Origin of the sequence: Desulfopila sp. IMCC35008, from assembly GCF_010646885.2 — a bacterium.
Lineage (GTDB): Bacteria > Desulfobacterota > Desulfobulbia > Desulfobulbales > Desulfocapsaceae > Desulfopila.
This window is the reverse complement of sequence record NZ_CP050700.1, coordinates 2,977,747-2,989,441: the sequence shown is the minus strand read 5'-3', so window position 1 is coordinate 2,989,441 and position 11,695 is coordinate 2,977,747. Positions and strand designations below refer to the sequence as shown.

General features: G+C 45.5%; 10 protein-coding genes. 6 read left to right on the top strand and 4 right to left on the bottom strand.

Features of this window, described 5'->3' with window-relative positions:
• Positions 1 to 180 precede the first annotated feature (180 nt).
• Together GA520_RS13115 and GA520_RS13110 are read right to left on the bottom strand one after the other, a co-directional pair.
• Complete coding sequence (locus tag GA520_RS13115; protein WP_163340798.1) at positions 181 to 564, bottom strand: Hsp20/alpha crystallin family protein; 384 nt, start codon at positions 562 to 564, stop codon at positions 181 to 183.
• 40 nt (positions 565 to 604) lie between these two features.
• On the bottom strand, positions 605 to 1,051 hold the full coding sequence (locus GA520_RS13110) for an Hsp20/alpha crystallin family protein (RefSeq protein ID WP_163340796.1): 447 nt from the start codon (positions 1,049 to 1,051) through the stop codon (positions 605 to 607).
• Positions 1,052 to 1,328: 277 nt separating this feature from the next.
• Here GA520_RS13110 and GA520_RS13105 point away from each other — a divergent pair, with 277 nt between their 5' ends.
• The 3 genes from GA520_RS13105 (at position 1,329) to GA520_RS13095 (ending at position 3,745) form a co-directional block, all read left to right on the top strand.
• The gene (locus GA520_RS13105) at positions 1,329 to 1,910 is read left to right on the top strand and encodes a hypothetical protein (RefSeq protein WP_163340794.1); all 582 of its coding nucleotides are present in this window, start codon (positions 1,329 to 1,331) and stop codon (positions 1,908 to 1,910) included.
• Positions 1,911 to 2,008: 98 nt separating this feature from the next.
• Entirely contained in the window at positions 2,009 to 2,890 is an 882-nt protein-coding gene (locus tag GA520_RS13100; protein ID WP_163340792.1) for a zinc metalloprotease HtpX, read from the top strand.
• A gap of 153 nt (positions 2,891 to 3,043) precedes the next feature.
• Positions 3,044 to 3,745, top strand: a complete 702-nt coding sequence (locus GA520_RS13095) for a DnaJ domain-containing protein (protein ID WP_163340790.1) — start codon at positions 3,044 to 3,046, stop codon at positions 3,743 to 3,745.
• A 265-nt stretch (positions 3,746 to 4,010) separates the two neighbouring features.
• Here GA520_RS13095 and GA520_RS13090 read toward each other — a convergent pair whose 3' ends face one another.
• Positions 4,011 to 5,426: a dihydrolipoyl dehydrogenase gene (locus GA520_RS13090; protein WP_163340788.1), complete on the bottom strand. Its 1,416-nt coding sequence runs from the start codon at positions 5,424 to 5,426 to the stop codon at positions 4,011 to 4,013.
• A gap of 71 nt (positions 5,427 to 5,497) precedes the next feature.
• Here GA520_RS13090 and GA520_RS13085 point away from each other — a divergent pair, with 71 nt between their 5' ends.
• Entirely contained in the window at positions 5,498 to 5,674 is a 177-nt protein-coding gene (locus tag GA520_RS13085; RefSeq protein ID WP_163340786.1) for a hypothetical protein, read from the top strand.
• A gap of 94 nt (positions 5,675 to 5,768) precedes the next feature.
• On the opposite strand, the gene GA520_RS13080 is transcribed toward GA520_RS13085, so the two are convergent.
• Positions 5,769 to 6,893 (bottom strand): NADH:flavin oxidoreductase, encoded by a 1,125-nt coding sequence (locus tag GA520_RS13080; RefSeq protein WP_163340784.1) that lies wholly within the window; start codon positions 6,891 to 6,893, stop codon positions 5,769 to 5,771.
• A gap of 474 nt (positions 6,894 to 7,367) precedes the next feature.
• On the opposite strand from GA520_RS13080, the gene GA520_RS13075 reads away from it, so the two are divergent.
• Positions 7,368 to 9,332 (top strand): ABC transporter substrate-binding protein, encoded by a 1,965-nt coding sequence (locus tag GA520_RS13075; protein ID WP_163340782.1) that lies wholly within the window; start codon positions 7,368 to 7,370, stop codon positions 9,330 to 9,332.
• 37 nt (positions 9,333 to 9,369) lie between these two features.
• Positions 9,370 to 11,676, top strand: coding sequence for an ATP-binding protein (locus GA520_RS13070; RefSeq protein ID WP_163340780.1), 2,307 nt, complete (start codon positions 9,370 to 9,372; stop codon positions 11,674 to 11,676).
• Positions 11,677 to 11,695 lie beyond the last annotated feature (19 nt).

Sequence of the window (11,695 nt, the reverse complement as noted above, 5' to 3'; positions counted from 1 at the left end):
GCCACGAGGGGTTAACGTAGACTGATTCTATTCAGGAAGGGATAATGGAAGAATTGGAATAGACAAAAAAAGGGTGAACCATGAAAGGTCACCCTCTTTTTGTAGAGGTCTATTGTTGGTTGTAGCCCCACTTTTTCAAGGGAGCCTTAAATCAAAGGTTGTTCTGCTTATACCCGGTTACTATGATCGAATCTCTATCCTGCGGGGTTTAGCGGCTTCCGCTTTAGGTAAAGACAGCTTCAGAACACCATCTGTGAGATCCGCATTAACTTTGTCGACATCAATGGACTGCGGGACTGAAAATATCCTTTGGTATTCTACCTCGCCAAACTCCTCCCATCCTGTCGCGCCGGATGATTGCAAAGATCGCATCCCGGTTATCTCGAGCTTGCCATTATCAATGTTTATAGTAATGTCGTCTTTTTTGACACCTGGCATATCTGCGTGCAGTAGGATTTCGTCATCATTTTCATAGATATCAACCAGTGGTGCGATGGTCGGGATTTCACTGCTGCGTTCAGGCATTGACTCTTGCCGGGTGGTAATGTCTCTTTTATCGCTCATGACAGTTCCTCCATTTTGGATCACGCGTTCATGAAAATTATTAACCGACAGTGATTTGCTTGGGTTTTGCCGCCTCGGATTTAGGCAGGTTCATGGTGAGTATGCCGTTTTTCAGCACAGCTTCAACACGTTCTGCATTCACATCCGCAGGGAGGGTGAAGCTGCGGGTGAAAGAGCTTGAACCGCGCTCAATCCGGTGTGCCTTGTATCCTTCAGGCGCATCCGACTTGCGTGAACCGCTGAGTTCAAGGTAATTTCCCTGGATACGTATATCCAGGTCTTCCTTCGCAACACCTGGGATCTCAGCAATAATCTGTAATCTGTCACCAAGATCATACATGTTGGTTTTAGGAGCTCCCTCCGCTATTTTCCAACCTGGATCTGTACTGAATGATCTGTCGAAATCCGGAAACAACCTGTTTATCCTGGAGTGCAACAGATTCATGGTACTAAACATACGATCAATATCATTTGCTCTTGTCCACATAATCTTTTCCTCCTGTTTTAGAGTTCTCACTCCGAATCCCCAATGGATTCAAGCTGCACGAATCAACTTTGAAAGCTTTGTAAATACGTGCTTATTACGCAGTGTGTTTGCTTGTCAGTAGTTGATTATCACCTTGTGTCGCAGAAAATAATACTGACACGACATCTGTCAATATCGATGGGTTACTTTTTTAACAAAAAACTACATCATTACTTTATCAACAACTGTTGACATAGTAATGCAAAGTTCATAAAGTCAGATCATGGAGGAATAATCAGTGAATGAGAATACTAAAAATTATGCAGCTGGCGACCTGACTATAAACGATCTACTGTATAAACAGTCGGTCAGGGCCACTTTTAGGCTACCTAAAGAACTTATTGAATTACTTGGCGTAATTTCCGGACAGCTCGGAATCCAACAGAAATCTCTGCTTGATCAGCTGACAGAAGACACGGGGGAGCTGAAGCGGCTGGCAGGGAGTGCCCGGAGAAACAACACCAGCCGGGGCAAGGTTAAACAAAAAACTTTTGTACTGAGCAGGTACTCTCTAAATGCCATAAACAGCATCGCCAAACAATTAAGTATACCAAGAGATATCATAGTCGAGGTATCCATCAGGCGACTTCTGCCGCTTATCGAGACAGAACTCGAGAAACATCACAAACGAAAACTCATCCGTAATGAGATGAGAGAGTATCTACGGGCCGGAGAGAGACTGAAAAAAAGAACCCGAGATCTTCTCGGAGCCAATGACCAGCTTCTCGATATGATAGAAGAGCAGCTCCTGCTAACTGAAAAGAATATTGAAGAGATTGATCAAATAATAGAAAAAGGCATGGCCATGGAAGAGTGGTAGCATTTGTATAAAGAGGACGAGGTAAGAACATGAAAAGAGACCTTGTGTTTCATAATAGGATCAAAAACTTGTTTCACACTGTGGGCTTGCTGGTGATAATGGCGTCTGTGACAGGGCTTGTCGCGTATATGGTCATGGGGCCTGACGGCATCTGGATAGCCTTGTTAAGTAGTGCAGCATCTCTACTTCTCTCAAGGAATATTGGCCTGGAGCGACTGCTCCGCACAAGAGGGGCGCAACCGCTCTCTCCTGAGACACATCAGGGTTTGTATAGAATCGCAGCAACAATTGCAGCACGCGCCGGGCTATCGCGTGTTCCGATGCTTTATTACGAAAAGTCCGGAGTCATGAATGCTTATGCCAGCGGCAACAAAGCGAAGCCTGTTATTGTCCTTACTGACACCTTGCTTCGGACTCTGAACCTACGTGAAATTGCAGGAATACTGGGGCATGAAACAGCGCATATCAAAAACAACGATCTGAGGGTTATGGCCATTGCTCATCATGTTCAGAGAATAACCGGTTTCATGTCCCTGTTTGGTCAGGTCATTTTGATTCTTGCCTTACCCTTGATAATTTTGGGAAATGTCAGGTTTTCCTTGGCTCCCCTGCTCTTTATTATTTTTGCACCGACCCTTGTCATGATGCTCCAGATGGCACTTTCCAGAACGCGTGAGTTTGAAGCGGACGTGGTTGCCAGTGAACTGACGGGGGACCCTGCCGGATTGGCTCAGGCACTATACAGACTTGAAAAGTATCATCGTTACTATTGGCGAAATTTCTTTATTATGCCCTGGAGCTACAAGGCACCAGCCTGGTTGCAGACCCACCCGCCAACAGCTCAGCGGATTAACCGTATTATGGAACTCACTGGCACCGAAGCCTCCCGGATGAACTCCATGCGGTACAGTCAATCATGTGTACAGCGGCCTTTGCACTCCTCAATAGCCTTAAGGCATATACATTGTATCAATTACTGAGACGGAACCTGAGGAGAGCTAAAATGGCGGCAAGGCAAGGGTCTCATTCAAAAAGTAAATAGATCTTTGCTCATATAGTTTATGGAAGGGCTTATTGCTCTGGATATTTCTGAACAATTTCAGAAGGTATGTTCTTTTTCAGGAGGATCTGCAATGCCAAAAAACTATTACATTATTTTAGGTATTCCATTCAGTTCAACACAGGATGATATAAAGGCCGCCTATCGCAGACTTGCCAAAGAGTATCATCCGGATCATTACGGGAAAAATCATATGCCGTTCCAGGCAATTCATGAGGCCTACTCGGTCTTAGGTGATCCGGCGCAGCGGAAAAGCTATGACAGCCACCTCCAGGACAGAATTACTGTACAACATCATGAACCGGATGCGGTCGATTTGCCATCGCATGGCCGGGTTGAACCTCTTATTCCAAGAGAGGAAACAAAACCTACCCGAATAAGGTCTCTGGATCGTTCAATTCACAGCTATAACGATCTCTTTGACGGCTTTTTTGACAGACTGTTATCGACTTTTGAAGAAGACCGGCACCCAAGGTATACTCACAACAGTACCATAGAGGTCCAGCTTACCAGTGCGCAGGCGCTGAAGGGTGGCAATGTCAGGCTCAAAATACCGGTGCAGATTCGCTGTCCCAACTGCAATAGTTCAGGGAGCCGTGGTGTTCAGGGATGCTGGCGCTGCAACGGTTCGGGGTATCTTGCGGGGGAGCAGCAACTGCTGTTGAGCTACCCGCCTGGTGTTAAATCCGGTCATACGATTCAGCTTCCGATTAAACGGGTTGATGACCGGGATATCCAGCTTACAGCTATTATCCACATATATGAGAAGAGATAATGTCAGACCTGGTTATAAGGATCAGTATGCGACATATTGAAAGGACATGAGAAGTTCGGAATAAAAAAGAATGCTCCAATAGCGCACGGCAGCTCCAGAAAGGTATCTCTCTGTATCGCAGATAGCTTTGAGAGTTATAAGTGCCGTTTCTTATCGCAAAAAAAACGTCTGCATATAAAACTGCAACTTTCTACTGCTGTTACTCGTGAACAAGAAACGGTCCTTATTTATAGCAGTATACCGGGATCTGACCATAAGGAGTCTGTTATCGTATTGGACTGTCTTCACAGCGGAAGACTTCCAGCAGGCTGGGCGGCTCTTCTACCTGTCTGGCTGCGTCGCGAATGGCGGTGCGCAACCCTTCCTCAATAACGGGATGATAGAAGGGCAATGCCAGCGTCTCATGGACCGTGAGATTGCAGCTGATTGCCCAGGATATAAGATGGGCAAGGTGTTCGCCGTCGGGAGCAAATATTTCAGCGCCGAGCAGCTTGCCTGACGATCGCTCGGCATATATGTGCAGAACTCCGATCTCCTCAAGTTTTATAATTGACCTGCCCTGGCCTTCAAAACTAACCTTGCCGGTTACAAAGTCGATACCTTTATGGATTAACTCCTCGTATCGTCTGCCGACGAAAGCAATGTTCGGTTCACAGAAAGCTATAGAGAGAGGAACTCGCTCCTTGAAACATTGAGGATCATTAACGGCGTTAAACCCGGCAATACGTCCCTGGTCTGCGGCTTCATGCAAGAGGGGACGCCTTAGATTTGTATCACCAACCAGGTAAAGATTGGTACCGGGTATATTAAAATTTTCTTCCTGATAATAGGGGATGCCGTGTTTATCTAATGGTAGATCAAGGATATCCAGATTTAGCCGGTCAAGATTTGGACGTCGGCCCAGGGCTGTCAAAAGAAGGTCTGCCTCAATTTCTCGCTTACCAGTTATGAGCTTGAGGCTGCCATTGTCTGAAATACCTTTTATCAGATAATCATTAAGTGATACATCGAACTGTTCTGCAAATTTTCGGGCGATATAGTCGTTGATCTCAGGATCACTGAGCCCACCAAACCTCGCTCGTCTGCCAATTATTGTGGTCTTTATGTCAAGCCGGGACAACGCCTGACCCAGCTCGAGACCAATAACGCCAATACCCAGCACTGCAATCTTTGCCGGTAGCCTTTCGAGTTCGAAAAAACCGTTGGTGTCAATGATGAAAGAGGCATATTTTTTCAAGGGTTCAGGGACAATCGGTCTTGTTCCCACCGCTATAATAATAGTATCTGCATGAATTTGTTCATCTCCCAGGTCAAGGGTATACCGGTCGATAAAGCGGGCAGTTTTACGGATCAGTTTTGTATCCCTCCAATGAGCCATACCGGAGAGTACTCCGCCGACAAAACGGTCTCTTAGCTTGCGAACATGCCGCATCACTTCAGTTGTATCCACTGCCAGTTGTAACCCGTTATGAATACCCTGCTCCTGCAAATGGTGACGTCGGGCGAAATCGTTCGCCACCTGGATAAGTACTTTTGAGGGCATACAGCCGACACGGGCACAGGTGGTCCCCAATGGCCCATCATCGATGACAACATAATTTTGTGTTCTTTTCTCAACTTCACGGCGAGCAGTAAGGCCCGCTGTTCCTGCTCCGATGATGGCCACATCAACACGTCTCATAGCTCGGCACCTGTTATTTTTTCAATTCTCAAAACTGTATTTCGAAGTAGTAGCCTGGAAATATCCGTCATATGGCTGAGGTTAAATTCCAGATATGGTTCGGTCTTGATAAAAACCTCTGGTTTGAAGATGGCAACGACTTCATAAAGCCAGGTGACAGAAGCAGTTGGGAACCAACAAGTTTCTCAGGAACATTGCTTCAATTTGGTTGGAATCCGCCTATGGCGATGTTGGGGCAGCAAACATAGCCTGACTATGATTTGCTACCCAACACTTTGAATAAGGCAACGTTTGGCCTAATCAGAAATCCGGGTTGATGCTACTCTGTCAATTGATTCTTTTTTACATGGAAACATGGCTGCCCATAATCGGCTCACGGATCAGGATGCAGATGTTCCCATTTTTATCCCAGCATTTATTGCATGACAGACAGCGTGGTTTAGCCGTTTTGTCTTTTTGCCAGCGGTTGATAATATCAGGTTCGGAATGGAGCACCCTGGAGAGGGAAAAGCATTCTATCTTTGTGCTGTTAAGTATTCCCTCCAGTTTATCTGGAGTCCTGTGGCCGCCTACGGATATGACAGGAACCTTGAGTTGTTCTGCGATCCGTGCTGTTGCTTCAGCGAAGTACGATTGTTTTTCTACCTTGAGAATACCCTTTCGCCCTGGCCCCATATTTGGATATTCTTCATCATCAAGGTTCCCACCGCTGAATTCAATAGCGGCTATACCTCTCTTTTCGAGCTCTTGCGCGACATACAGACTCTCGTCTTCCGTCAACCCTTTGTCGGCCCAGTCATCTGTGCAATGCATCTTTATAAAAACGGGATAATCGGCTCCAACTTCCTTACGAACTGCATCCAGGACTTCAATAACAATACGAGCCCTGTTCTCGATGGGGCCGCCGTATTGATCGGTACGCTGGTTGTAATAAGGTGAAAGGAACTGGCTTAACAGGTAGGAGTGGGCTGCATGAAGTTCCACTCCGTCAAACCCGGATGCTTTCACGCGAGCAGAAGCAAGAGCGAATGCTGAAATGAGCGTGTTGATGTTGTCCTGGCTCATTTCGGTGGGAATAACCTTGGTTAAGGGGTGGGGGACAGGCGATGGTCCCCATATCTCACGGGAGTCCGGCTGAAAGGCTGTGAAGGAACCGCCATAGGCGATCTGCATGACGATGTTCGCGCCTTCTGCTTTTATTTTTTTTGTGAAATCGAGATATTCAGCGATAAAAGAATCATTGTAGATTCCTAGCATTCGTGGATTAGGTTGCTCTTCTTCCAACACATTTGCGTACCCCGTAATGATGGTACCGACACCTCCTTTTGCAAGATCGAGATAAACCTTTTCAAGCCGTGCGGTCAGGTGACCTTTATCATCGGCCATATTGAGCCAGGTGGCAGCTCGCCACAACCTGTTTCTGGCGACTAAGGAACCAATCCGAATTTCATCAAACAGTGTTTTCATGCCATCCTATCATGTTGAATAACCAGCCTAGCCATTGAGGATATTATATCCTCTAATAGCGCCTCCACCAATAAAATGTTTCATCGTAGAAAATGGGCAATTGTGGCCTGTTTTCTGTTTCCGATTGAATAATCGGTTAGGTATGCCTGGATTGTAATCGAATATAGAAACCCTTGGTCTTCTATCAAGGTCAGGGTTCACTCATGGGTTAAGCCGTGTGTATGAGTCATTGCTGCAACTTTATCAATAATGTTGCCTCTACCATAAGGAAGAAGCGTGAGACAATGAGTCACTTTAAAAAACTATCACAAACATTTTGGAACTACCATTACTAAGTCGAATTTTTTGCACATATTAAACAAAAACTACAGGTCTGTGGGGGACTTGATGAAATTATTGGGGTATGGTTGAATTTCATTACCTGGTAATTCAATAATATGCCAGTCGCATCAATACTATGAAAGTGAAGTGATTATGACAACGGAGCACACCATATTTCGAAAGTTTATTGTCTTTTTGAACGTACTATTACTTTTGGGATTATCTGTGGTGCACGCATCTTCTTCCAAAAAAGATGTGAATATAACGGGTAAAAAGATCCTCTGGGTCGATTCATATCACAAAGGGTATCCCTGGAGTGATGGTATTGAGACAGGGATAAAGAAGGCACTCCATCATGCCGGAGCACAATTGTACATCTTTCGGATGAATACGAAGCTCAATGATTCTGAAGATTTTGGTGTCGATGCAGGTTTGAAGGCATTGAAGGAGGTTCAACGAATACAGCCTGACCTTGTCATCGCGACAGATGATAATGCCCAAAAGTATCTCGTTGTTCCTTATTTAAAAGATACCGCTCTTCCGGTTGTTTTCAGCGGTGTCAACGGGGATGTTTCTACGTACGGATATCCGACCGGGAATGTGACCGGCATGATTGAAATCGACAGGGTTGATTTGCTTGTCTCACATATGCAGAAAGATGCCAAAGGTACAAAGGTCGGTTTCCTGAGTGTCGATGTCGAAACCGCCCGAAAAATGAGTGAAATTATCAATGAGAGGTTTTTTAATGGTGACATGGTTAGCTACCTGGTGAAGACCTTTCAGGAGTTCAAAGATCAGTTTCTTCGTGCTCAGGATGATGTCGACATGTTGATTGTTTATAACTATGTGGGGTTGCAGGGATGGGACGATATCGAGGCGGAAAACTTTATCGCCAATAACACCAGGATTCCGACGGGTGCTTTGCTGCAATTTCTTAAACACCTCACTGTTTATACTCTTGGGAAACTCTCGGAGGAACATGGGGAATATGCCGCGAATACTGTTTTGCAGATCCTGGCTGGGAAGGAAATTGTTGATATACCTCTGGCCACAAGCAAGAAGATCCAGTTAACAGTTAACCTGAGAATGGCCAAGAGCGCTGACATCACCTTCCCCCTGTCTCTACTCAAAACAGCTGAGGTCATTGGACGCGATGCGTATACAGAGTTCGCAGCAAGTGGGATAAAAAAGGAACAGGTCTATAACGACAAAAAGATCATGTGGATAGATTCCTACCATCAGGGATACGAATGGAGTGATGGAGTTGAAAAGGGGGTCCGTGAGGTTCTCGTTGACAAAGGGGTCGAGTTGCAGGTTCTTCGTCTGGACACGAAGCGTAATCAGGCCCCTGTCTTTGGAGAAAATGCAGCCAGGGAGGCTTTCCGGCAGATCAGCACCTTTCAGCCGGATGTCATTATTGCTTCAGATGATAATGCCCAAAAATATCTCGTTGTGCCCTATCTTTTGGCTGAGGAAATACCGGTGGTATTCTGCGGTGTCAACTGGGACGCGTCCATGTATGGTTACCCTGCAACCAATGTTACCGGAATGATAGAAGTTGAGCCCATTGAAGAACTTGTCCGGCTAATGAAAAAATATGCCAAAGGCGAGAAAATTGGGTATCTTGGCGGTGATGTTGAGACAGAACACAAAATTGTCTCTATTTACAACCAGAGAATTTTTAATAACAGTCTTGTGCCTTATTATGTTGATTCAATGAAGGAGTTCAAACGTCAATTCCTCAAAGCTCAGGATGAGGTTCATATCCTTATTATTCCAAATCATGCCGGTATATCAGACTGGGACGCTGATGTTGCAGAACAATTCATAGCAAATAACATTCGTATTCCCACTGGCGGCGTGTTTGATTTTATGAGCAGGTTTGTCATTTTTACCCTTGCCAAATCACCTGGTGAACAGGGAAATTACGCGGCGAAAACTGCACTTGATATTCTTAGCGGCAAAAATCCAGCGGAACTACCATTACAAAAAAACCGGCTCAACCGCTCAACTATCAATCTGAAAATGGCAAAAGCAGCTGATATAGTTATCCCGATCTCGATTTTGAGAGACAGCGATGTGGTAATTGGCCAGGAAACGCTTCTTCAGGAACAATAACCAGTAACCTGGTTCTCTCCTGTTTGCACCATATGCAATGAAATTACATTATAAAATTAATCTCACTTCACTGGGGATCCTGCTTCTTGTCTCACTTGCTATTGTCATTGCTGGCGGTACCGCAATTACAAAAATAAGTTATGAGTTGAACCGCAAGTTGATGATGAAGGAAATCAATACACTGCAGGCGGATATGCGGACTGCGGTAAATGTATTGAAACAGAGTGGCGTTTTTGGTGTCGAGAGTTATCGCCTGGCGGCCCAGAGAGACCTGCTGAATGAACTTAGAGAAAAATACAACTCCGAAGAGGATAGCGGTACACTGATTATTGTACAAAAGGATAATGGTGCTCCGCTTTTGAATGGCCCTGTAGGTATTGATGACCTGACTTTCTTAAAACGATTAACGGCAAATACTTCAGGTACACTCAGCCGCATTTACCAGGGTAAGTCACGCTTTTTCTGTTATGGAAGTTATGATGAGTGGGGCTGGTTGCTCATCCTTTATGAGGATAATGAGAAGCTGTTGGAAATGAGGAGGACTTTTCTCAAAAGCGTTCTGGTAATTATGGGCATCAGTCTCGCGGCTGGCACATCTTATCTGATTTGGTCTACTAACAGGATCATCCGGCCAATTCGTCAGTTGGCAATGACTGCCGATGAAATCAGTCATGGTAACTGGGATGCTGCCCTGCCATCCTTGAAAAGCAGTGATGAAATATCGCATCTTACAGAGTCTTTTCGGGAGATGTCGGTAAATCTCTCTTCAACATATACGAATCTCAATGAGAACCTGATTAAAATCAAGAAATCCCAGGAGGAGCTCTTCACTGAAAAGGAAAGGTTGGCTGTTACTCTTCGCTCTATTGGTGATGGCGTTATATGTACTGATACTGAAGGACGTATCACACTTCTTAACAAGGTGGCAGAGGAGTTGACCGGCTGGAGCCAGGAAGATGCTCTCGGGCAGCCGTTTTACAAAATTTTTTCAATCGTTGGCGAAGTGATTGGTGAACACCGCTATGATTACAATGATATTCTTGTGCGACTTCAAACGGGGAGTACTAATGGCTTTGCCGATCAGACTCGACTCCTGTCACGGCATCAGAATATTGAGCGTGTCATCTCAACCAGTGGTGCTCCGATTTTTGATGTCAAAGGTATTGCCCTGGGAGCCATTCTGGTTTTTCGCGATATCAGTGAGAGTGTGAAGTTGCAGGAAGAATTGATAAAAGCCCACAAGCTTGAGTCCGTGGGTATTCTTGCCGGAGGTATCGCCCATGATTTTAACAACCTTCTCACTGGGATACTCGGCAATATCTCTCTGGCGAAGCTTGTAACTAATGAAAATGAAGAGGTATTGACGAAGCTTGATACGGCAGAAAAAGCCTCTCTGAGAGCAAAAGATTTAACCGCGCAACTCCTGACCTTTTCCAAAGGAGGCGAGCCTGTCAGAAAGCTTACCTCACTCATCAAGATCATTGAGGAATCGGCCATGTTCGCCATGGCCGGTTCGAATTGCCGGTGTGAGCAATTTACTGAGGAAAATCTCTGGTCGGTGGAGGCCGATGAGGGGCAGATTAGTCAGGTCCTGCACAATCTGGTCATCAATGCCAGTCAGGCCATGCCGGGCGGGGGAACAATTGAGGTGGTCTCTGAAAATGTCATCGTGAGAGAGAGTGATGGCCTGCTCCTTGAACCCGGCAAATATATTTGTATTTCTGTTAAGGACAGTGGGTCAGGCATAGACAGGACTTCTCTCGCCAAAATTTTTGACCCCTATTTTACAACCAAAACAGGTGGGAGTGGTCTGGGGCTGGCCTCTGCCTATTCCATCGTCAAAAAGCATAACGGGCAGATTCAGGTCAACTCCGAACAAGGAAAAGGCTCGACCTTCAGTGTCTATCTTCCTGCCTCGAATCGCGAAGCTGAAACAGCCGGACACTACAATCAATGCATCACAAAGGGATCTGGTACGGTTCTTGTTGTCGATGATGAGGATCTTGTCAAAGATGTTACCGGGAAAATGCTCATATCACTTGGATACAATGTGGAATTCGCGAGTGAAGGTGAAACAGCGGTAAAAATGTACGAAGAACGCCTAACTGAAGAAAGCAGGTATGACTTGGTTATTATGGACCTGACCATACCCGGTGGGATAGGAGGTAAAGATGCCATTCAGCAGCTTAAACAGTTGGATCCCGAAATATTGGTTGTCGTATCTAGCGGTTATGCAAATGATCCTATAATGGCGAACTACCGTGACTATGGCTTTTCAGCGGTACTCTCAAAACCATTCAATATTGAGGACCTCTCAAGAACACTGTCTGAACTAAGATGTTAGTTCATGGGAACCCGTATCT

Excerpts from the sequence above, each read along its gene's own strand:
- GA520_RS13075 (WP_163340782.1), top strand. The coding sequence starts at position 7,368 with ATGACAACGGAGCACACCATATTTCGAAAGTTTATTGTCTTTTTGAAC.
- GA520_RS13080 (WP_163340784.1), bottom strand. The coding sequence starts at position 6,893 with ATGAAAACACTGTTTGATGAAATTCGGATTGGTTCCTTAGTCGCCAGA.
- GA520_RS13095 (WP_163340790.1), top strand. The coding sequence starts at position 3,044 with ATGCCAAAAAACTATTACATTATTTTAGGTATTCCATTCAGTTCAACA.
- GA520_RS13115 (WP_163340798.1), bottom strand. The coding sequence starts at position 564 with ATGAGCGATAAAAGAGACATTACCACCCGGCAAGAGTCAATGCCTGAA.
- GA520_RS13070 (WP_163340780.1), top strand. The coding sequence starts at position 9,370 with ATGAAATTACATTATAAAATTAATCTCACTTCACTGGGGATCCTGCTT.
- GA520_RS13085 (WP_163340786.1), top strand. The coding sequence starts at position 5,498 with ATGGCTGAGGTTAAATTCCAGATATGGTTCGGTCTTGATAAAAACCTC.
- GA520_RS13100 (WP_163340792.1), top strand. The coding sequence starts at position 2,009 with ATGGCGTCTGTGACAGGGCTTGTCGCGTATATGGTCATGGGGCCTGAC.
- GA520_RS13090 (WP_163340788.1), bottom strand. The coding sequence starts at position 5,426 with ATGAGACGTGTTGATGTGGCCATCATCGGAGCAGGAACAGCGGGCCTT.
- GA520_RS13110 (WP_163340796.1), bottom strand. The coding sequence starts at position 1,051 with ATGTGGACAAGAGCAAATGATATTGATCGTATGTTTAGTACCATGAAT.